This window comes from Dyadobacter soli, from assembly GCF_900101885.1.
In the GTDB taxonomy this organism is placed as follows: Bacteria; Bacteroidota; Bacteroidia; order Cytophagales; family Spirosomataceae; genus Dyadobacter; species Dyadobacter soli.
Genome location: NZ_FNAN01000032.1, coordinates 1 through 23,967, shown reverse-complemented (window position 1 = coordinate 23,967; position 23,967 = coordinate 1). Strand labels below are relative to the sequence as shown.

12 protein-coding genes are annotated in these 23,967 nt (G+C 53.7%); 10 read left to right on the top strand and 2 right to left on the bottom strand.

The window, feature by feature from the left end; translation table 11 throughout:
* Positions 1-38 precede the first annotated feature (38 nt).
* The 5 genes from BLQ88_RS34585 (at position 39) to BLQ88_RS34565 (ending at position 10,916) form a co-directional block, all read left to right on the top strand.
* Positions 39-1,121 carry a FecR family protein gene (locus tag BLQ88_RS34585; protein WP_090157593.1) on the top strand — a complete coding sequence of 361 codons (1,083 nt, stop codon included), beginning with the start codon at positions 39-41 and terminating at the stop codon, positions 1,119-1,121.
* Between the two features lie 130 nt (positions 1,122-1,251).
* Entirely contained in the window at positions 1,252-4,632 is a 3,381-nt protein-coding gene (locus BLQ88_RS34580; RefSeq protein ID WP_229212986.1) for a TonB-dependent receptor, read from the top strand.
* 12 nt (positions 4,633-4,644) lie between these two features.
* Positions 4,645-6,342 (top strand): RagB/SusD family nutrient uptake outer membrane protein, encoded by a 1,698-nt coding sequence (locus BLQ88_RS34575; protein WP_090157592.1) that lies wholly within the window; start codon positions 4,645-4,647, stop codon positions 6,340-6,342.
* A 129-nt stretch (positions 6,343-6,471) separates the two neighbouring features.
* Positions 6,472-7,968 (top strand): glycoside hydrolase family 28 protein, encoded by a 1,497-nt coding sequence (locus BLQ88_RS34570; protein ID WP_229212985.1) that lies wholly within the window; start codon positions 6,472-6,474, stop codon positions 7,966-7,968.
* Positions 7,969-7,994: 26 nt separating this feature from the next.
* Positions 7,995-10,916, top strand: a complete 2,922-nt coding sequence (locus BLQ88_RS34565) for a glycosyl hydrolase 115 family protein (protein ID WP_229212984.1) — start codon at positions 7,995-7,997, stop codon at positions 10,914-10,916.
* A 189-nt stretch (positions 10,917-11,105) separates the two neighbouring features.
* On the opposite strand, the gene BLQ88_RS34560 is transcribed toward BLQ88_RS34565, so the two are convergent.
* Together BLQ88_RS34560 and BLQ88_RS34555 are read right to left on the bottom strand one after the other, a co-directional pair.
* Positions 11,106-11,804 carry a DUF421 domain-containing protein gene (locus BLQ88_RS34560; RefSeq protein ID WP_090157591.1) on the bottom strand — a complete coding sequence of 233 codons (699 nt, stop codon included), beginning with the start codon at positions 11,802-11,804 and terminating at the stop codon, positions 11,106-11,108.
* A 229-nt stretch (positions 11,805-12,033) separates the two neighbouring features.
* Positions 12,034-12,630: an RNA polymerase sigma-70 factor gene (locus BLQ88_RS34555; RefSeq protein WP_176885191.1), complete on the bottom strand. Its 597-nt coding sequence runs from the start codon at positions 12,628-12,630 to the stop codon at positions 12,034-12,036.
* 145 nt (positions 12,631-12,775) lie between these two features.
* On the opposite strand from BLQ88_RS34555, the gene BLQ88_RS34550 reads away from it, so the two are divergent.
* The 5 genes from BLQ88_RS34550 (at position 12,776) to BLQ88_RS34530 (ending at position 23,837) form a co-directional block, all read left to right on the top strand.
* Complete coding sequence (locus BLQ88_RS34550) at positions 12,776-13,789, top strand: FecR family protein (protein WP_090157589.1); 1,014 nt, start codon at positions 12,776-12,778, stop codon at positions 13,787-13,789.
* Positions 13,790-13,990: 201 nt separating this feature from the next.
* Positions 13,991-17,443, top strand: coding sequence for a TonB-dependent receptor (locus tag BLQ88_RS34545; protein ID WP_090157617.1), 3,453 nt, complete (start codon positions 13,991-13,993; stop codon positions 17,441-17,443).
* Between the two features lie 12 nt (positions 17,444-17,455).
* Positions 17,456-19,114 carry a RagB/SusD family nutrient uptake outer membrane protein gene (locus BLQ88_RS34540; RefSeq protein WP_090157588.1) on the top strand — a complete coding sequence of 553 codons (1,659 nt, stop codon included), beginning with the start codon at positions 17,456-17,458 and terminating at the stop codon, positions 19,112-19,114.
* Between the two features lie 39 nt (positions 19,115-19,153).
* On the top strand, positions 19,154-22,177 hold the full coding sequence (locus tag BLQ88_RS34535) for a T9SS type A sorting domain-containing protein (RefSeq protein WP_229212983.1): 3,024 nt from the start codon (positions 19,154-19,156) through the stop codon (positions 22,175-22,177).
* 124 nt (positions 22,178-22,301) lie between these two features.
* A complete protein-coding gene (locus BLQ88_RS34530) occupies positions 22,302-23,837 on the top strand; it encodes an IS1182 family transposase (RefSeq protein ID WP_090145524.1) in 1,536 nt (511 codons plus the stop codon).
* The last annotated feature ends 130 nt before the right edge of the window (positions 23,838-23,967 follow it).

Genomic DNA, 23,967 nt, shown 5'->3' with positions numbered 1-23,967 from the left:
GAAAAGCCTCCTTTGTATGTATATAATGCAAAAGTGAGATGTCGAAAAATTACGGTGATTTCAAAGCTGAGGATTTTCTAACGGATGAACGTTTCCGCCGCTGGGTTGCTTCCAGCGGGCAGGAAGAGGCGGAATTCTGGACGGATTTCCAGGCACAATATCCTCATAAATCGGGCGAGCTGCGGCTGGCGCGGGCAATGTGGGCGTCGCTGCACGAAATGCAGGACCAGCCGGAACCCGGGCTTCGGGAGAAAGTATGGGCCAATGTGTCCGGTGCAATCGATGAAGCCGAGCCGGAAAGCATTGCCGAACGGCCCGCACGACCACTGTACCGCTGGTGGATGGCCGCCGCAGCCATTCTCATCGTTGGCGGGCTGACCTGGAACTTTCGCAGGACGTTTAGGGACGAACCGGTAGTATACCGCGAGCAGGTAAGCGTGGCCAGCGTTCAACTGAAAGAGACCATCAATGCAACTCCGAAAGAGCAAACTATCCGACTTTCTGACGGCTCCACGGTACAGCTAAAACCCGGTAGCAAGCTCAGTTATTCCAGCTTTCCGGGCAATCAGCGGGTGGTATATCTCGATGGTGAAGGCTATTTCGATGTGGCGAAAAATCCTGCCAAACCATTCATCGTGTATGCGGGTAGAATCGTCGTGCAAGTGGTGGGTACCAGCTTCCGTGTGACTTCTAATACCGGCAAAATCAAGAGTAAGGTGACCGTTATGTCCGGTAAAGTGAAGGTATTTGCCGCTGGTACTGTCGGGAAGGGCAAGGAGCCCGTTTTCCTCGTTCCGAACCAGCAGGTGGTGTTTGATGCGAATACCAGTGTGTTTGCGAAAGGCCTTGTTGCTCAGCCTGTTCAGGTGGGTGGTACGGGCGAGGCGAAGGAGTTTTATTTTGATAATACCTCCGTAAAAGACGTGCTCCATACCATTGAAGCGGCTTACGGCGTGACGATCCGCTACGACAATGCCGCATTCGAATCGTGCAAACTCACCGCGCCCTTGGGCGATATGCCGATGTTCCGCAAGCTGGACATCATCTGCCAGACGGTCGGCGCTACCTATGAAGTATTCGGGACTGAAATCGTCATTACCGGAGGCGCTTGCGACCTCTGACCTCTTTTAACTAAAATTCAACCATAGACCCCAGCCACCATGACCAGACATTAGACCCATTCAATCCCCAACAAAAAACCGGAAGCGCTGCCACGCGTCCGGTTCTGAATGATTCCCAAAGCATCGCGAAATGACTTTCCTGCCAGGCATTGCCTGCGGCAGGGACAGGGAATCCTATGTTCCATTTCAAAAGCATTTAAAACAAAACACGGGTAAAAATATGCAAAAGTTTTTCAAGACGGTTCCCAAACCGATGCTCATCATGAAAATACTAGGTGTTCCCATAATCATCATCCTTTCGCTGGCGACGCTGGGCTTTGCCAGGGACGGAAGTGCCCAGGATTTGATGAAAAGGACAGTGACGGCGCAGATCAGCAACCGCGACATTACGAAGGCGCTGACGATGATCGGGCATAAGGCGAATGTGAAGTTTACCTACCTCCCCGGCATTTTCCCCGCCGACGCGAAAGTTTCGGTGAAAGTGAAGAACGAGTCGCTGGAAAATGTGCTCCGCGAGGTTTTGGAGCCTTATAACATCGGTTATCAAACGAGCGGCGAATTTATCATTCTCAAAAAGAACAGCTCCGGCGCGAAGCCTGGTGCGAAAGACGAAGCGCGTGTGCATCAGGATATTACCATAAGCGGCAAAGTGACCGACGATAAAGGCGAGGCCCTGCCAGGCGTGAGCATTATCCTCAAAGGTACCCAGCGCGGCACGGTGACGGACGTGGATGGCGGATTTACATTCAATATCCCGGATCAGTCTTCGGTGCTGGTTTTCAGCTATGTGGGCTATTCGCAAAAGGAAGTGACGGTAGGAAACCAGACGACGATCAATGTGCAGCTCGCCAATGATAACAAGGTTTTGGAGGAAGTTGTGGTGGTAGGTTATGGGGCTATCAAGAAATCGGATGTGACGGGAGCGATCGCTTCGGTGGACAATACTAAAATCGCGAGTGCAGCTACGCCCGACGCTACCGGTGCATTGCAGGGACAAATGCCGGGTGTGGTGGTGGTGAAAAATGTGGGCAAGCCGGGGAGCGGTTACAGCATTAATATCCGCGGCGTCAGCTCCATTGGCGGGTCGAACTCGCCTTTGTTCGTGATCGACGGAATTCCTTCCACTTCGGGTATCAACGAGCTGAATCCGGCCGACATCGAGAAAATCGATATTCTGAAAGACGCTTCGGCAACCGCCATCTACGGCTCGCGCGGGGCGAAAGGGGTGGTGATCGTGACCACGAAGCGCGGGAAATCGGGCAAAACGACCATTTCTTACGACGCCTATGCGGGTGTGCGTACGCCAACGCACCTGCCCGAAATGTTCGACGGACCCGAGTATGTGGCCTTCCGCACCGAAATGTTCAAAGCGCAGGGAAAGGATATTTCCAGAAACAATGCCGCCTTTTTTACGCCCGATCAATGGAAAAACATCGATGAGGGCAAGTTTACCGATTGGCCCAAACTGATCCTGAAAAACGGCCTGCAAATGAACCATAACATTACCGCAAGCGGCGGTGACGAGAAAACACGTTTCGCGATCAGCGCAGGGCTTTTGCAGGAAGATGGTAATGTGAAACCGGAGAGCTTCAAGCGCTACACGCTGCGCGGCAATGTGGACCGCCAGATTACCGACAAATGGAAAGCGGGTTTGAATGTTTATTTTTCCCAAAACCTCCAAAACCTCGGAAGCTCCGAAGCGCTGCGCTCGGCTTACCGCCTGCCGCCGATGACTTACCCGTACGACGAAACCGGCGCGCCCGCATTCCGCGTGTACACGACGAATGCCGTCACCAACCCGATGTTCGACCAGGACAACGAGGTGCGTGAAGTACGCAATGCGCGCACATTCGGGAACATCTACGTGCAGTTCGCGCCGATCAAAAACGTGACCTTGAAATCGACCATTTCACCGAATTATTCCACGGAAAGAAGCGGTTTCTATTTCGGGCCGCTCACAAAACAGTCGCTCGGCGGATCGGTACCCACGCAGGCCGGGAACACGACCCGGGAGAACCTGACCTGGGTTTGGGATAACCAGGCGACTTACGACGCGCAGTTTGGCGTGCACAAGCTCACGGCGACCCTCGTGCAAAGTATGCAGAAAGACCGCAGCGAGACGAGCAACATCACCGTCGATGGCATTCCGTACAAATCGCTATGGTACAACCTTGCGACGGGTGGCCGCGTGCTGGCTTATGGTTCTTCTTACACCAAAACCACGCTCGCTTCGGCCATGGGACGGGTCAATTATAGTTTCAAAGACAAATATCTCATTACCGCTACCGGCCGCTGGGATGGCTCTTCGCGTCTTGCCGAGGGTAACAAATGGGGCTTTTTCCCGTCGGCGTCGTTCGCGTGGCGGTTGTCGGAGGAGCAGTTTATCAAACAGGTACGCCAAATCACCGACCTGAAATTACGGGTGAGCTACGGTGTGACCGGCAACGACCGCGTAGACCCGTATTCGACACAGGCTGCATTGGGACAGACATTCTACGACTTCGGCGGCAACTTTGCGCAAGGTTACGCACCAAGCCAGTTGCCCAACAAAAACCTGACCTGGGAAACGACGCGTGAGGTCAATGTCGGCGTGGACTTCGGATTCTTCAATAACCGCATTACCGGTAGTGTGGACGTTTATAATCGGTTGATAGACAATATACTACTTAGTCGCCAGCTGCCTGCGCCTTCGGGATGGAGCTCCATTACCGACAACGTCGGGAAGCTGCGCAACCGGGGTATCGAGCTAGGTATCAGCTCGATCAACGTGGTGGCAGGGAAGTTCCAATGGAAGACGGACGTGATCTTCGATTCCAACAAAAACCGCATTCTGGAATTGAATGGCGGCAAGAAGGACGATGTGGGTAACAGCTGGTTTATCGGTCAGCCGGTGCAGGTGAACTACAACTACGTATTCGACGGTATCTGGCAGACCTCCGAGGCAGAAACCGCGAAAAAATACAACCAGACGCCCGGTCAGATCCGCGTGAAGGATCTCGACGACAATGGTGTGATCAATGCGGCCGACCGGCAGATCATCGGCAAGCGCGTTCCCAGCTGGACGGGCTCACTTTCGAACACATTCCGTTACGGCAATTTCGACCTGTACATTATGGTGTACACCCGCCGCGGCGAGCAATTCCAGAGCTCTTTCGATGCCACGCTGATGAACTACAATTCGGATTACAACCAGGTGAAAGTCGATTACTGGACGCCGGAGAACCCTTCGCAGACCTGGTTCCGTCCCGGAAACCCTGGTCCGTACACCGTGATCCCGACCTTCCGTAAAGTTGATTTTACGCGCGTGGGCAACATTACGCTCGGTTATAACCTGCCTTCCGGCCTGATCCAACGCTTGAAAATCAGCAATCTGCGCGTGTATGCGACGGCTACCAACCCGTTGCTTTTCACCAAATACGAAGGTTTCGACCCCGAGTGGCCCGCTACTAACACTTACGGCACGGCGGTGAGCACTTCGTCCTACCTTTTCGGCGTAAACCTGGCCTTTTAATTGATGATACTTATGAAAAAGACAATCTATATAGCAATGCTGACGGCGGCGATGGGGCTGTCGTCCTGCCAGGACTTCCTGACCGAGGAAAACCTCAGTGGCGTCACGAGCGAAAACTTTTACACGGATGCGGCGGGCTTTGAAAAACTGATCAACTCCTGCTATTCGTCGATGCGCGATGTGTACGAAACCGATCCGAAACTCTTCTGCTGGGGTACCGACATCATTACCCGCGGGGAAATCGAGCCGGTGAGCGGCACCGTGGGCGACCGCGTGGTGCGTGCAACGCAGCTGAACGAGTACCGCACGCTTTCGTCGGATAACTCGGCGGTTTCGGAGCTGTTTTCCAAACTTTATGCGGGTATCCAGCGGTGTAATACGGCGATCAACAAGGCATCGGGCATCCCGGGCCTGAACGAGGCGACGCGTAACAAGCGGGTAGGCGAGGTGCGGTTTATCCGGGCTTACTACTATTACCTTTTGGCGGAAAATTTCGGAGGTGTTCCTATTGTAAAAGAGGAGATTAACACGCCTGTGACGCATTTCGTACCAAATTCGGAGCAGGAGGTTTATGATTTCATGATCGAAGACCTGAATGCATCGGTGACAAGCGTGGACGCTGCTACGGTGGAGTTCGGTCGGGTAACGCAGGGGGCGGTGAAGCATTTGCTCTCGCTCGTGCACCTCACGCGTGGGTACAAGGCATTCGGCGGGTCGGCGGATTTTACCAAAGCCGCGCAATATGCCGAGGAAGTGATCGCAGCGGGCAACTACAAGCTGGTACCTGCGTTTGCGGATGTTTTTAAATCCACCAACCAACAGAACAGCGAGATTATCTTCTCGATCCAGTTCGATCCGACGAGTTTGAAGGACAAAATCATCGGTCACGGCCAGAACCTGTTTTTCGGCTGGCGCATTTTCCGCGAGCCGGGCTTCTACGACGGCGAATACCAGACTTACAGCCGCAGAACAAGCGATTTCATGCCCACGCAATTTTTGTATACCCTTTTTAATACGGCCAAAGATTCGCGCTACGACGGCACTTTTCTGAGTAAATTCTACGCCGTGAAGGACGACAAGATCGGCAACCAGCCCGTCAAGAAAGGCGACCTGCGTTTCTATTTCCCATATCCCGACCAGCCCTTCACCGCAGCCGATTCAGCGGCATTGAAACAGGCCAATCCGAATGTAGAAATCGTGCGTTTCAATAAATGGAAGCAGGATTTCGATGGAATAGGGGGCGTGATGAAGTTCCCGATGATCAACAAGTTCTTCGATCCGCTGGCCAACTTCCCCGGTAACAATGAAAAGGCTTACTCGTCTACACGCGACATTTATTTGTTCCGTTTGGCGGAAACTTACCTGCTCGCAGCGGAAGCTTATTTCAAATTAGGTCAAAAAGACAAAGCGGCTGAAAAACTGAATGTAGTGCGTCAGCGCGCCGCGGTAATCGGCCAGAACCTGAACATTACCGCCGCGAATGTCGACATCGATTTCATCCTCGACGAACGCGCCCGCGAGCTCGCAGGCGAATACAAGCGCTGGCTCGACCTGAAACGTACGCACCGCCTCGACAGGGCATTCGCGCACAACCCGCTCACCAAACTGACCAATCCCAACGGTGTGAGCGAGAAGTATTACCTGCGGCCTATTCCACAGTCGGTAATCGACCGGGATACGGAAGGGTACCCGCAGAACCCGGAGTATTGAGGCGGGTGGGGGCGGTCGGGGGCTTTTTGACCGCTGACCGCCGACCGCTGACCGCCGATCGCGGATCGCAGACGGCTCACCGCGGCCCATAGACCATCGTCCCAAAATTCCACAGCAACACAACCACCTATGCCAAAAACTCTCAGAATCTACCTCATACTTGCCATCCTGACGTCGCAACATGCGATCGGCGGTCGGCCGCCAGCGGTCGGCGGTCAGACACTAGCACCGCAACATGCGATCGGCGGTCGGCCGTCAGCGGTCGGCGGTCAGACACCAGCACCGCAACATGCGATCGGCGGTCGGCCGTCAGCGGTCGGCGGTCAAATCCCCGATGTGCCCGTGAAAAAGCTGCAAATCAAAGCACATTTCCCAATGCCCGACATTGCAGTACCCGATTTCAGCAAAGCGAAGCGTTTCGCAATCACCGATTTCGGGGCGGTAGCAGGCAACAAAGAAAAGATTTCCGCCGCGATCGCGCAGGCCATCGACGCAGCCAGTAAAGCCGGCGGAGGCACCGTGGTAATCCCTGCGGGCGAGTGGCTCACGGGTAAGGTGCATTTGAAAAGCAATGTAAACCTGCACCTGGAAAAGGGTGCGGTACTGTTGTTTTCGGAAAAGCCTGAGGACTATCTGCCTGCCGTGCATTCCACCTGGGAGGGCATTGAATGCTACAATTACTCGCCGCTGATTTATGCTTACCAATGCAAGAATGTGGCGATTACCGGTGAGGGGGAGGTTCGGGCGAAAATGGAGGTTTGGAAGGAATGGTTTGCGCGCCCGCGTCCGCATATGGAGAGCATTAAGCGGCTTTACAATCTCGCGCAGGCGTATACACCCGTGCAGGAGCGGCAAATGGTGAACGATACCGCGCATTTGCGGCCGCAGTTCATCCAGTTCAACCGGTGCGAGAATGTGCTGCTCGACGGCATCACGATCACGAACAGCCCGTTTTGGACGATCCATCCGTATCTATGCGAAAATGTGGTGATCCGGAAACTGAAAGTGTATGCGCACGGCCACAACAACGACGGCGTGGACCCGGAAATGAGCCGGAATGTGCTCATCGAGGACTGCGTTTTCGACCAGGGCGACGATGCGATCGCGATCAAATCGGGCAGGAACCCGGAAGGCTGGCGGCTGAAAACACCTGCTAAAAACATCGTGATCCGTAGTCTGACGGTGAAAAACGGCCACCAACTGGTCGCTATCGGGAGTGAGCTTTCGGGCGGGATCGAGAATGTAGATATTTCGCATTGCGAGGTGGTGGATGGCGCGAAACTGAACCATTTGCTTTTCATTAAAACCAATGAAAGAATGGGCGGGTATGTCAAAAACATCTACGCCTCGAACCTGACCGCCGGGAAAATCGATCTGGGCGTGCTGGGTATCGAAACCGACGTGCTCTACCAATGGCGTACACTCGTACCGACCAAAATTCGTAAGCTGACACCGATTTCGGGCATTCACCTGAGCGATATTTCGGCGAAAGACGTCCAATTCGAATCGCGCATCCTCGGGCAAAAAGAGCTGCCGGTTAAAAACGTGTCGATGAAAAACATCACGACCGGTAAAGTGCAGGAAAAAAAGGAAATCCACGAAAACGTCCTGAATTTTCAGCATTGAAAGTGGGACATGCTATTGTAATGCCAATGAAAGTTTTGACCTGTAAATGGCTTGCGCTGGCTGTCGCATTCCAGATTGTTATAGCCAATGCAGCCAGCGCCACCCGCTTTGACTTCGTAACCGCCAACGCCAAAGTCTCGGTCTACTACCAAAAAGGCGGCCCGAAACTCGACTCGATCGCGGCGCATTTGCTGGCGCAGGACATTGAGCGGGTGAGCGGCTATCTGCCGAAAGTGGGTACGAACCTGGCCGGGGCCAGCGGTAATGTGATCGTCCTCGGCCGTATCGGCTCTTCGATTGTGAACCATTTCGGCAAGAACGCCGCCGACGCCGCGCTGAAAGGGCAGTGGGAGCGGTATTCGCTCCGTGTTTTGAACAAACCGCTCAAAAACATCAGCCAGGCTTTGATCGTCGCGGGCAGCGATGTGCGCGGGACAGCCTACGGCGCATTTGCGATCTCCGAAAAAATCGGCGTAACGCCCTGGTACTGGTGGGCGGATGCGGTGCCCGTAAGCCGGAAATCGTTGTCGGTGGATATTTCAAACTACACATCCGCATCGCCTTCGGTCAAATTCAGGGGGATATTTATCAATGATGAGGACTGGGGCCTGCAACCGTGGGCGGCCCGAACATTCGAGCCGGAAACGAAAGACATTGGTCCTAAGACTTATGCAAAGGTATTCGAGCTCCTTTTGCGCCTGAAAGCCAACCTGATATGGCCGGCGATGCACCCGAGTACGAAGGCATTTTACCATTATCCGGGCAACATCAAAGCCGCCGAGGACTACCAGATCGTCGTAGGCTCGTCGCATGCCGAACCCATGCTTCGCAACAACGTGAGCGAGTGGAACGAGAAGACCATGGGCCATTTCAATTTCGTGACCAACCGAAAGAAAGTGGAGGAATATTGGGAGTTGCGGATTAAGGAAAGCGCGGGTTTCAATGGCATTTACACTACCGGAATGCGCGGCGTGCACGACGGGGCGATCGAGGGGGTGAAAACAATACCGGAAACGGTCACATTACTAGATACGATCATCCGTGTGGAGCGCGAAATGCTGCAAAAATATGTGAACAAAGACATTACGAAAGTGCCGCAGGTTTTCACTCCCTATAAAGAGGTATTGGAAATCTACGACGCCGGTTTGAAGGTCCCGGACGACATTACGCTCGTCTGGCCTGACGATAACTATGGTTATATTCAAAGATTGAGTAATGACGACGAAAACAACCGCCCTGGTGGCTCCGGCGTGTATTACCATGCCTCGTACTGGGGCCGCCCGCACGATTATCTCTGGCTCAACACCACGCATCCCGCGCTTATGCGGGAGGAAATGACCAAGGCCTATTCTTTGAATGCGAAGCATTTGTGGGTGCTGAATATCGGCGATATCAAGCCGGGTGAATATGCGATGCAGCTGTTCCTGGATATGGCTTACAATGTGAAACCATTTGAAAAGCCAGCCTATTCCAAAACACATTTGAAGCATTGGCTGGGCGGTATTTTCGGCGATAAAAACAGCGCGCCCATTTCGGAAGTGCTTTGGAAATACTACAACCTCGCATTCGAGCGAAAGCCCGAGTATATGGGTTGGAGCCAGACCGAACCCACCACCGGTGTGCGTAACACGGCTTATAACCACAATTATTACGGTGACCAGGCACAGCAGCGGCTCGATGCGTACAATAAACTGCTTTCGGAAACAGCCGCTATCCAATCGCAAATCGCTAAAAAAGACCAGCCGGCATTTTTCGAACTGGTGGGTTACCCCGTGAAAGGAGCGACCCTGATGAACCGCAAATTCCTGTACCGCGACAAGGCGTATCGATACGCCCGGCAGGGACGCGTGAGCGCGGCGCATTATGCAACCCTTTCGGGGCAGGCGTATGCCGAAATCGTAGTCGAAACGGGTTATTTCAACGAAAAACTGCTGAACGGCAAGTGGAAAGGCATGATGGATTTGCGCCCCCGCGAGCTGCCGGTGTTCAAAATGGAGGATTTCAAACTCGCCGTAACGCCGGACCTGCCCGCATTCCGCGCATTGCCCGAAGGGCTCGATACCACCTTTGCGGCATCGACTAAAAAACGGGACTACAAACTGCCGGCATTCGATCGCTGGAACAAGCAAAAGCGGTTTATCGACGTGTTCCTGACGCAAAACGTTCAAAAAACCTTTCGGGTAACCGCCTCTGAACCGTGGATAAAAGTGAGTGTTATACAGGGTGAATTGCGGCACAAAGAAGCCCAAAGCGAGCAGCGGATATGGGTAGAAATCGATTGGCCAAATGCCCGCATCGGCGAATTGAGCGGCACCGTAAAGGTTGAAGCGGGAGAGGACATTTACGATTTCAAAGTAACCGCCAACAATGCCGACGCGAACGCATTGCCCGATTTTAAAGGCTATGTCGCCAGCGATAAGTACATCTCCATCAATGCGGCGGGATACACAGCCTTGAAAAACACGCCCGAGCGAAATTGGAATGTCGTGGACGCGCTCGCGGGTAACGGCCATGCGCTGCAAGCTTTGCCATTCAATACATCCGCCGACAAGCTGGATACTACCAACGTGACGGCTAACCCGTCGGTGGAATACGACTTTTACACATTCAGCGACACCCCGGCAGGTATTACCGTGAGCACCCTGCCCACTTACCCGCTCAACAAGGATTTCGAAATGCGCTACGCCGTCAAAGTGGACGACGGCCCGGTTAAAATATTCAATTTCAAAACCATCGGCCGCAGCAACGAATGGAAACAAAATGTACTCGCCAACTCAGCCAAACGAACGCTCAAAATCCCCTCGCTGCCAGCCGGAAAGCACAAACTGACGGTCTACATGATCGATCCCGGCGTAGTATTGCAGCACATCTTCATCGATCTGGGCGCCGAGGAGGCGTATTATGGGACGTTGCCGGGGACGGTGCGTTGCGGGACTGCCGTTCGCTGACGGAGCGTTGCCTGACCGCCGACCGCCGACGGCCGACCGCCGATCACTTGTAATATAGCGGTATCAAACCCGGATCCATAAACTCACAATCAAAGGAACGAAGACGTTGGATTTGCAACTAACTTTCGGCGGTCGGCGGTCGGCGGTCGGCGGTCGGCGGTCGGCGGTCGGCGGTCAGCCCGCAGGCCCTCACCCAACCCGCCTCGCATTCGACGCCTCCACCCATTCGCAAACGTCGCATTCCGCACACGTTGGTAGCTTGGTAACGTCCTTGCCGCTCCGCACGCCGCCGCATTTGGCGCAGGCGATGTAGTCGCAGTTTCCGTGGTTGTTCAGCTTGTTTTGTAGTTCGTCGGGGAAAATGGGCAGGCCGTATTTAACATCGTCGTCTGCATAGAAAAGTACGCTGAACTCGCCGGAAGTTTCGATGAGCACCGTACGCACCTGGCCGAGGTGTTCCACATTGCGCAGGCGGAGTTCCGCGAAAAACTCGTCTTGCGACAGGCCCGAGTCGCGGAATGCGTCCATGAGCAACTTCCCGTCGCGGATGACGTACAATGGCTTACCTTCCAGCAGCTTTTCGATCTTTACAAAACGGTCGGAAAGGCGGGTAACGGTGATGTACAGCGAGATGACCACGAGAAAAACGACGAAAGCCGGCAGAATGCCCACATCATCGTAAAACATCGGATCGCCCGCCGCGGAGCCCAATCCGATAATAAGGACCAGTTCAAAAATAGAAAGTTGCTTGATCCCGCGCCTGCCCGACGCCCGCAGCGCGATCAATATGACCATAAACATAATCACCGTCCGCAGCACCACTTCCAGCAGGAAGCCGAACGGATGGTCATGCATAAAAATTTTTCTCAATTCGGAAGCTTCAAACATGGGTAGAGCGGTTTGCGGCTACACGTGCAAAATGCGTGCCGGGCCGCGCAGGCCGGGCCGCGCAGGCCGCGCCGCGAGGCTGACCGCCGACCGCTGACGGCCGACCGCCGATCGCTTGAATGATGTCGGCGTTAAACTTAAGCGAACTCACAATCAACGGAACAGAGACGTCGCATTTACGACTAGCTTTCGGCGGTCGGCGGTCGGCGGTCGGCGGTCGGCGGTCAGCCTACATCCCCGCCATCACCCACACCAGCACATTCACTACGTAGCCAAACCTCGCGCGCAGCAGGCGGAGGCATTTGCTGATGTGAAACTCGACGGTCTTTTCCGACAGTTCGAGCACCTGGGCGATTTCCTTGTTGGGGACGCCGCTGCGGCTCATTTCGAATACCTGCTTGCTCTTTTCGGGCATGCTGGCGAGCTCGCGGGTGTAGATTTCCTGGACTTCTTTGAGCGATAGCCATTCCTGCACCAGGTTGGCCGATTGTGACGAAAGCGTTTCGAGGTCGATGTCGTTCAGCGATATGGTATGCTGCACGATCTGCTTCCGCAAATAGGAGATAATGCGATTTTTGAGCGCGGAAAAAAGATAGAGGTTGAATGCTTTCTCAATGGTAATGCCGGCGCGTTGCAGCCACAAATGCACGAAAAGGTCCTGCACGAGGTCTTCGGACACTTCACTGTTGCCGGTCTTCCTCGCTGCGAGCGCGTAAAGCCGGGCCGAATACCTGCGGTGGAGCTCCGCAAAGGCCAGCGAATCGTCCGAAACCTTTGCAAGCTGCCATAATTCCAGGTCGTCGTTATCGCGATAAGCCTTACTCATTGGGTGCATCCTTCTACTTCGTTCAAAAGTAATAAGGATTCAAATAGTATTTGTTATAAAATTTCTTCAAAACACACTAGGGATATGCGCGTGCCGTGCGTCCTGTTTATAGTTGACCGGAATAAAAGGTCATTACAAGCATTTTATGAATCACAAAAACGGATCGCCGCGCGATATATCGCCGGACCTCTTGAAGCGCTATGTGGAAGGCCAATGCACACCGGAAGAAGCATTCCAGGTGGATGAATGGTATGCATCCCTATCGGACGAAACCGGCGCGGCAGCTGCATTCGACCAGCCCCGGCATTTGAGCAAAGTACAGGACGAGATCCAGCGGCAGTCACCATTGCAGGAGACGCCGGTAATGCCGTTGCGCGTGCGGCGATTGAGAACGTTCATGAACTACGCCGCGGCGGTAGTATTGCTGGTTGGCGGTCTTACGACCTGGTTTTTGTTATCCCAAAATAAAACCTTGCTGAAACTAGGACGGAATACCTATTCGACTGTCAACAAAACCCACCAGGTCCGCAAGCACGTGTTCCCCGACGGCAGCGAGGCGTGGCTGAACCCGGGCACGCGCGTTACCTACACGAAGGAGGATTTTAACGCGAAATCCCGCGAGGTTACCCTCGAAGGCGAGGCGTTTTTTGAAGTGACCCATGATCCCTCACGGCCATTCTACGTACATGGCGAATCGGTGCAGGTGAAGGTTTTGGGAACGAGTTTCAATGTACGGGCCAACAAGGGCGAGGCGGAATACGAAGTGTCTGTCGTAACGGGAAAGGTTTCCGTCACCGCCGACAAAGGCAGGGAAGTGACGCTGTTGCCGCACCAGCAGGCGGTTTTTAAAGTAGCTTCCGGCGAGCTCATCAGCGAGGAAGTACCCGTTGTGGCTGAAAAGGCACCTCTGTGGCAGCCTGTTTCACTGGCATTCACCGATGCGAAGCTGGGGGAAGTAGTGAAAAGATTGGAAGAGAAATTTGACGTAAAGATCCGTTTGGAGAACCCTAACCTTGAAAACTGTCGCGTGAAAGCCACATTCGACCAGAACAGGCTTTCGGAAATACTCGACATGACGATGCAGATCGTGGACGCGCGCTATGCCATGCAAAATGAGGAGATCGTGATCCGCGGAGAAGGATGTGCGGCTTCGGAGTAGGAGAATCCATTCAGTACCAACATAACAGACACCTAACAAATCCCCTACCTATGATTCAATTCAACCCACCGAAATAGTATCCGCTTCAAAAGAAAATCAGGAGTGTTGGAGCCACCCCTGATCCTGAACGAAGACCTTGTTGGAACATCGCTGGCCGGCGATGCAAGGCTTCCTATTGTTCATATTAACCATTTCAAACTTATGTATTTTTTTCTAAAAAGCAAGACGGCATACCATATTATGCGGTTATCCATTTTACAGCTTTTCCTGATCGGAATGATTGCGGCGGGCGGTTATGCGAGGGATATCAATGCGCAGGACCTGCTGGCTAAAAACGTGAGCATCCAGGCGGAAAACATCCCGCTCGGCACTGCCCTGGACCGCCTCGAAAACCTCGCAGGTGTGCGTTTCGCGTACAGTCGCAGCATTATCCCCGTACGTACCCGCGTGAGCCTGAATGCCAGTAACGAGAAGCTCTCGGCCGTGCTCGACCGCCTGCTCATGCCTTTGCAGATCGAGTACCAGCCCGGCGACGGCCAGATTATCCTCAAACGCAGCCGCAAAGTGTCGATGGGCGATGAAATGCTGCCCAACGGCGCCGTACAGACCATCGGTAAAGGCGGGCTGGCCGACGTCCACCTCACCGGCACCGTCATCGACGACAAGGGCGACAAGCTCCCCGGTGTGAGTGTGGTGCTGAAAGGCACGCAGCGCGGTACGGTGACCAATGAAGAGGGGGCTTACGCACTCGATATTCCGGAAGACCCATCGAGCGCGGGCCCGCCTGTGCTTATTTTTTCCTTCGTCGGTTACCTTTCGCAGGAGGTGACGGTAGGTGCGCAGAATGTGGTGGACGTGACTTTGAAAGTGGATTCGAAGTCGCTGGAAGAGGTGGTGGTGGTAGGGTATGGTACGCAGTCCAAAAAGAATATTACCGGTTCGGTAGCGACGGTGCAAGGCTCTGAAATCACGCGCAGCCCGCAGGCGAACATTTCCAACTCATTTGCAGGCCGGTTGCCGGGCTTAATCGCCAATAACCGCTCGGGCGAGCCGGGTTCGGATGGTTCGAACATATTGATCCGCGGCCGCGCGACTACCGGAAACAGCAACCCGTTGATCGTAATCGATGGTATTGCCAATGCGATAGGCGGGCTCGACCGCCTCAACCCCAATGATATAGAGAGTATTTCGGTGCTGAAAGACGCTTCCGCGGCCATTTACGGCGCGCAGGCGGCGAATGGCGTTATTTTGATTACTACCAAAAAAGGCCTCGCAGGCAAGCCGCGTTTCGACTATTCCTTCAACCAGGGCTTCGTGCAGCCTACGCGCCTGCCCAAGTTCGTGGACGCGCCTACGTATGCGGGAATCCTGAACACCATCGACTATTACCGCAATCCGTCGGGCGGCATGAACCAGCGTTACAGCGACGCCGAGATCCAGAAGTTTCGTGACGGCTCCGACCCGATCAATTACCCCAATACCAATTGGGTAAAAGAGCTGATGAAGCCGGTTGCATTGCAGAACCAGCATAACCTTTCCGTTTCCGGCGGTACCGAGAAAATCAACTATTTCGTATCCGCGGGAACATTGTACCAGGACGGCCTCTACCGCGACGGCGTGAACAAATACCGCCAGTACAGCGTGCGTTCCAATGTCAATGTGAATGTAAATGACAAACTCAGCTTCGGCATTCAGTTGGCGACGCGGCGGGAAAACAGGAGCTACATTGCCGGTTTCGGTGCGAGTAATGTGTTTGAATTTTTATACAGAACTTACCCCACATTGCCCGCCCGCTATCCCGACGGCAAACTTGGGGCTGGTGTGGAGCAGGGCAAAAACCCGATCGCGATGGCGACATTGGCAGGGACGAACAACAGCCCTACCACGGTTTCGAACGGCATTTTGCGCGCGAGTTACCAGTTGCCGGTCAATGGCCTGTCGCTCGACGGCTTCTTCTCCGCCGACCAGAGCTTCGCATTCACCAAGGAGATGAAAACCAACTGGATCGTTTACCAATACAACAAAACCACCCAGCAATACAGCACCGTGCTTGGCGGGCCCGCGCAAGCACAGATGTACGAAAGCCAGACCAACCGCGCGTTGCTGACGGGGAATATCAAATTGAATTACACCAGAAACTTCGGCGACCACGCATTATCGTCGTTCATCGCCTATGAGCAGAGCCGCGAGACGCAGGAGTTTTTCAGCGCGTCGCGCAACAACTTCATCACTACCCAGCTCCCCGACCTGAGCCAGGGTGGTGCGCAGCCGGTGGATTTCGGGAACAGCGGCAGCAGCTACCGCACCTCGCGCCGGAATGTGTTCGGGCGGGTGAATTACAACTACCTCGGCCGGTATCTGGCTGAAATCCAGTTGCGTTACGATGGGTCTTCGGTGTTTCCTCCGGGGAACAGATATGGATTTTTTCCGGGCATTTCATTGGGCTGGCGGGTGTCGCAGGAGCCGTGGTTCCGTACGGGTGAGGCGGTTAATGATCTCAAAATCAGGGCTTCCTATGGCGAACTGGGTAATGACCGCGTAAATCCCAACCAGTTCCGCGACAATTTCCAGGTACGCAACGGCGCATTCTCGACCGGTAACAATGCCAACAACGTGCCGCTCATTCAGTACTCCTTGCTTGCTAACCCCAACATTACCTGGGAGGTGGCCAAAAAATACAATGTCGGCCTCAATTCGACGCTCTTCAAAAAGCTGACTTTCGACCTCGACCTGTTTTTCGAGAACCGTACCAACATCCTTGCCAGCCGCAATGTGAGCATTCCGGCGCTGACGGGTATCAGTTCGGCGCAAATCCCGAAAGAGAACATTGCCGAAGTGCATAACCGCGGCCTGGAAACGCAGATCCAGTATGCGGGCAGCCGTAATGCATTTACCTACAACATCGGCGGGAACTTTGCCTATGCCAAAAGCGAGGTGATCTTCATCGACGAGGCACCGAATACCCTTGATTACCAGCGCGCCACCGGCATGCCGCTCGGCTCGGACCTCGGTAATCCCAATGCAGATTTGATGTACCGCTCCATCGGCGTGTTCAAAACCCAGCAGGAGCTTGATGCTTACCCGCACGTCTCCGGCGCCGGAATGGGCGATTTGAAATACGAGGATTACAATGGCGACGGGAAGATCGACGCCGCCGACCGCATTCGTTCGCCGTTCAGCAATGTGCCGCAGATTACCTATGGTGTGAACCTGGGCGGAGGCTGGAAAAACCTCAGCCTGAATGTGCTCTTCCAGGGCCAGGCGCGCGTGGCGCAATACGTGGTGGTGGAAGCGGGCGAGTTCAGCAGCGTGATGCAGTCGCGCGCCGAGGATGCGTGGAGCCCTACCAACCCGAACGGCAACTCGCCGCGCATCGACTCGCGTACGGGTACGGGTGTGAATGGAAGTTATAAAAACACATTCTGGTTTCAGAATACCGCTTTCCTGCGCCTGAAAAACGTGGAGCTGGCTTACAATGTGCCTGCGAAAATCATTTCAAGGATCGGGTTAGGCGGCCTGCGGATCTACACCAACGGCTTTAACCTGCTCACATTCACGAAGGTGAAGGATTTCGATCCGGAAGGCGACAATGGCAATGCGTTCTTCTACCCGCAGCAGAAGATTTACAACGTGGGCGTGAACGTGACATTCTAAACTGACAAAGACATGAGATTGAATAAACTGATATTAAGCATACTAACCGGCATCGCGGCCGGCCTCACCGCCTGCGACGACGCGTTCCTGGATACCAAACCGACCGATATCATCTCCGACGAGGCCATCTTCGCCGATTCCGCACTGGCCGATGCGTATGTAGTAGGCCGTTACGTGGGCGTGCAGCTCTCGACCGAGGGCGATAAGCCGGGTTTCGGAAGAGGGTTCGAAGATGCGTGGATGAGCTCCGTCACCGACGAGTCGATCTGTAATTTCGATAACGACACTTATTTCGTGCAGCAGGGCAATGCGGCGGCTGATCGCACCGGCTGGATTTCCAACACCTGGACACGCGGCTACCGGAGCATCCGCGAATGCAATTACGGCCTCGCCAACCTCGACAAAGTACCGATGAGCGAAGCAGGCAAAAAGCGCCTGAAAGCCGAGCTACGCTTTATCCGCGCCTATCGCTACCATGACCTGATCCGCAATTTCGGCGGCATTCCCATCATCGGCGACAGGGTTTACTCGCTCGAAGACCGCGATTATACCGAACTCTACCAGCGCAAGAGCATCGAGGAGAGCCTCACCTACGCCATTACCGAGCTCGACGCCGCCGCTTCGGGCCTCGCGGGTTCGACGGTAATCCCCGGTCGCGGTTCGGAGAATGCGGCGTTGGCATTGAAAGCCCGGTTGCTGCTGTATGCGGCCAGCCCATTGTACAACAACGACCAGAACGACGTCGCCAAATGGCAGAAAGCCGCCGATGCCGCGAAAGTGGTAATAGACAAGAATGCATTCTCGCTGTACAATGATTATCGCAGGCTGTTTTTTACCAATAATACTTCGGAAGACATTTTCATACGGCTGTATTCGCCTACCAACGAGCATACCAACCTCGAACTCGTAAACGGCCCGAACGGCTACGGCGGCTGGGCAGGCAACACGCCTTTGCAGAACCTGGTGGACGATTACGAAATGATGGACGGAACCAAAATCACCGATCCGAAGTCAGGCTACAACCCGAAAGAGCCTTACAAGAACCGCGATCCGCGCTTGACAATGACCGTTTTGTATAACGGCGCTGCATACCGTGAACGCAAAGTGGAGACGTTCGTGCCGGGCGGGCAGGATAGCAAGGACGGTAACGAAAACTGGAATACGACCAAGACGGGTTATTATGTGTATAAATTTATCAATGACCAAAACCCGATCCGCAATGCCAACCAAACGGCCACTCAGCCCTGGAAATACATTCGTTACGGCGAAGTCCTGCTGAACTACGCCGAAGCCCGCAACGAAGCTTCCGGTCCGGACGCTACCGTTTACAGCGCCCTCAACCAGCTTCGCAAACGTGCCGGAATGCCCGATTTACCGACCGGTCTCACGCAGGCAACCATGCGCGAGCGCATCCGTAACGAGCGCCGCGTGGAGCTGGCATTCGAGGAGCACAGGTTCTTCGACGTGCGCCGCTGGAAAATCGCTAACGTGACCGAAAACGTGCCTGCTTACGGCGTGCGGCCCGAAAAGAAGACCGATGGTTCCATTGAATATGTGAAGATCATCGCATTGGAAGGGCGGAAATTCCAGGACAAAAACTACTGGCAGCCAATCCCGCAAAGCGAAATCCAGGCCTCGGGCGGCGCATTGAAACAGAATGCCGGGTACTAACCTCCGTTTTTGAAAACATTAACCTGAAAATCATTAGGTATGAGAAAACTATTTTCAATGCTGAACGGAACGGTGCCAGGCCGTCCGTTCGGCAGCATGGCCGGATTTTGCCTCAGTGCGCTGATGCTCGTACAGGCGAATGCGTGGGCGCAGAGCTTTGAAGCAGAAAGCGGCGTGCTATCCAACGGCGCCGACATTCAGGGCTGCGGAAGCTGCTCGGGCGGCAGCCAGGTTGGGAACCTCGGCAGCGGCGCTGTGGTGATCCCGGTGAATGTGGCTGCGGCAGGAACTTACAATCTGACAGTAACATACAGCACCGGTGACCCGAGGACCATTAATGTAACCCCGAACGGCGGCGCATTCGTTGCGGTTTCGTGCCCGGCGTCGGGTGGCTGGTCCACACCGGCGGCCATCACCGTGCGCATTGCATTGAATGCGGGCAGCAACAGCATCCGCCTCGATAATGTGAACGGCTACGGCCCGAATATCGACAAGATCGCATTCTCGCCGATCAACACGCCCAATGTCCAGAGCATTGCATTCGGTACCAACAGCCGGATTGATTACGACCTTACCAACGGGTATTATTCGGTGTATTTCAATAACGAGCGGGTGATCGGCGACGCCACTGCATCCGCTAACTCAGACCAGGTGCATGAAAGTACGGGTTTTACCAACCGAACCTATTCGTCCTCGCCGGTTACCGACGCATTCGGCAGCGGTACGAAGCACGTGATCACGATGACCAAAAGCGGGGCGATCGGCATGCAGCAGGTATTTTACACTTATCCCGGCAAGGAGCATTTCTTCACCGAACTGGTATTGACGGGCAGCGGCTCGAATTCCTACAAAATGACGCCCCTCGTGTCCAATTACGTGGATATTCATTCCAACACTGACCGCCGCGCGTTGTTCGTCCCGTTCGATAACGATGCCTGGGTGCGGTATGATGCCAAGGAAGTGCGTTATGCCAATTTTTTCAGCTCGGAAGCGGGTGCGATTTATGATAACACCAGCCGGAAGGGCCTGGTAATCGGCTCGGTGGAGCATTCGGTCTGGAAAACGGGGGTTAACCTCGTGGGCGAGGGCAGGAGTATTTCCAACTATGTGGCCGTTGTGGCCGGCTGGACGCAGGAGAGCATTACCCGCGACAAACGTGGCCACGGCTGGGTATCGGTAGGGCAAGCCGCCTGCCGCTCGCCGCGCATTATGGTGAGCTACGGTGCCGACTGGCGTGCCGGGTTCGATACGTTCGGACAGGCCAATGCATTGGCCGAGCCGCGTTACATTTTCAACTGGACGGGTGGCACACCTTTCGGCTGGAATAGCTGGGGCGCCATTCAATCGTCGATTAATTTGCCGAAAGCAAAATCCGTGGTCGATTTCTTCTCCACCGGGGTGCCCGATTTCCGCAACAGCGATAGCACCCTTTACATCGATCTGGATTCTTATTGGGATAATATGTCGGGCGGCGGCCTGAACGGCAACTTTGCGGAGCTCACGGAGTTTGCCAATTACTGCAAAAGCAAGGGTTTCAAACCGGGCATTTACTGGGCGCCGTTTGTGGATTGGGGCAAGTTTGCACGGCAAATGGAAGGTAGTACTTACAACTATCAGGATGCCTGGACGAAGGTCAACGGCAGCCCGGTCGAACTGGATGGCGCTTATGCATTGGACCCCACACATCCGGGCACCAAAGCGCGGTTACAAATGGTGATCGGCAAGTTCATTGCCTGCGGTTTTGAAATGATTAAAATCGATTTTCTCGGTCATGCATCACTAGAAGCGGACAGCTATGCCGACAACACCATTCACACCGGTATGGAGGCATATCGCAAGGGAATGGAATACCTTACCGACCAGCTCGACGGTAAAATGCTTGTGTACGCCGCCATTTCGCCCAATCTCGCGACCGGGCGCTACGCACACATGCGCAGGATCGCTTGCGATGCGTACAAGGATATCAATGAAACCGCATACACCTTGAACAGCACAAGTTACGGCTGGTGGCAGAAGCACATTTACAATTACCTCGATGCCGACCACCTCGTTTTCGGGACGCAAACCGATGGTGAAAACCGCGCCCGCCTCGCTTCCGGCATCGTAACCGGCACGCTCATTACCGGGGACGATTTCTCGGCCACCGGTGCCTGGACCACGAAAGCGCAGACTTTACTCCAAAACGAAGACCTGCTCGGCCTCGCAACGAGCGGAATCGTGTTCACGCCCGTGGAAGGCAATACCGGCAATCAGGCCAATGAAGTATTTGTCAAAGACGCGGGTAACACGTCTTACCTCGCGATCTTCAACTACGGCGGAACGCCCAAGACGTTCAACATCAGCCTGGAACGGGCCGGAATGAGCGGTTCCGATAATTATTCGACCCGGGAGCTGTTCAGTGGCGCCCAAAACGCCCGCCAGACCGCGACGCATGTGCAGGGCACTTTTTCCATCACACTACCAGCCGCAGATGCCGCCATTGTGGAGTTCAGCAATACGACATTGCCGGTGACGCTCATCGGTTTTACGGCCGAGAAATCGAATACAGGTACATTGCTGCAATGGAAAACTTCCGACGAGACCAACAACAAAGAATTCGTGATCGAACGCAGCACGGATGGCAAGGCTTTCAAAGCGATCGGTAAAGTGGCGGGTGCCGGTGATTCGTCCAGGGAACAAAGCTACGCTTACCACGACCTCACCCCGGTTATGGGCACGATCAACTATTACCGCTTGAAACAAGTCGATTTTGACGGAAAATCGGAGCGGTCGGCGGTGCGGGCGGTGAATTACCGCGATGCCGGGGATGCCAAATCGCGCATAAACATTTACCCGAACCCCGGTGCCGACGAGCTGAATATCAAACTCGGCGAGTCGCTGGAAGGGAACGTGATGGTGCGGCTCGTGGATATGAGCGGTAAATGCATGCTTTCGAAAAGCTATACCAACCCTGCGGAAACCATATCGGTGCCGGGCATAAGACCACTGCGGGCGGGCATGTATGTGGTGGAAGTGGAGTCCTCGGATGGTGTGGTGCAGAACACGAGATTTAACAAGAATTAGTTAGCAGTAGGTTAAAATGGGTAGTATGAAGAGGCTGTCTCACATGAGGCAGTCTTTTTTCATTTTCATGGTTGGGTAATTTTTCTGAATTGATTATCTTTAGGTATAAGCAAATCAAGGAAAAATGGGTCGACGACAGCCTAATTTCAAGCCCTATCACCAGCAGCAGTTAATGCTGCTTCCCCCAAGTTTAGATGAATTAGTCCCCAAAGGTCACGTTGTACGTGTGGTCGATGATGTGATCAATAAGATCAATTTAGAGTCGCTCAATGCTGCCTACTACCTGACCGGCCCGGCGAGCTACCATCCCCAGATGCTGTTAAAAGTGCTTGTATTCGGCTACATGAGCAATATTTATTCAAGTAGGAAGCTGGAAGCGGCTTGTAAGGAGAGCATTTACTTTATGTATTTGAGCTCAATGAGCTTCCCTGATCATAACACCATTAACCGTTTTAGGGGCGTTCGTTTAAAGGATACGTTCAGGACGATTTTTGAGCAAGTGGTCAGCTTGCTTGCCCAGGAAGGATATCTGAGCATTGAGGAAGTATTTACCGATGGAACCAAAATTGAAGCGAACGCCAATAAATACACATTTGTCTGGAAGAAGGCGATTGCCAGCAATAAGGAGAAAATGAAAAAACAACTGGCTGAGATCTGGGCGTATGCACAGAGCGTGGCTGCCACCGAAGACAACATGCCCGAGCCGCCAGACTTGACCACAATCAATAAGGAGAAAGTCCAGGATACGGTCGATACGCTTAACCAGGTGCTCGGTAAAAAGGAGAACATCGACAAGAAAATGAAGACCAAACTGGGTTATGTGACCAAGCATTACCCGGCCAATATTGCCCGCTACGAGCAGCAGGAAGCCATTTTAGGTAGACGAAACAGTTATAGCAAGACCGATCCTGACGCTACCTTTATGAAGTTGAAGGAGGACCATATGCGCAACGGCCAGCTCAAACCTGCCTATAATGTTCAGATATCAACCTCAAATCAGTTCATCGTAAATTACTCCATCCACCCCAATACCACTGATACGAACACGCTGTCCAGTCACCTGGAACAGCATGAGAAAAGCTTTGGCGCTGCCCCCAAATCGCTGACTGCCGATGCCGGTTACGGCTCGGAGGAAAACTACACTTTATTGGAAGAAAAGAAGGTGACTGCCTTTGTGAAGTACAACCTATTTGACAAACGCCAGAACCGCGCCTTCAACAGGAAACACCCATTTGCCACCGACAAACTTTATTACAACCCGGGGCAGGACTATTATATCTGTCCGATGGGTCAGAAAATGGCTTACATAGGCGATCGGACAAGGAAAACAACCACCGGCTTTGGGCAGACCGTAAGGCTTTACAAAGCCAGAAACTGTCAAAATTGCCCATTGAACGGAGCTTGTCACAAGTCACAAGGCGATCGGGTGATTCAGATAAATGTCAATCTAGAAAGGCAAAAGCAGCAAGCTGACCAGCTGCTAACAAGTGAAGAAGGCATCCAGAAACGAAAGAAGCGATGCTATGATGTTGAACCGGTCTTTGGCAACATCAAAAACAATCACGGCTTCCGGCGATTCATGCTCCGCGGCAAGCAAAAGGTCGAAATCGAGTGGGGATTAATAGCATTAGCCCAAAATCTAAGGAAAAGAGCGGCCTAAGACAGCCGTTTTTTGCCTTCATTAACCAAATCGAGCCCAATAGCTTCTTGTCTAAGATATTACTGCCGATTCCAGATCATCAAAAATAAAATGAAAGAGGGTGCCTCGTTTTTTAATTGAGACACCCTCT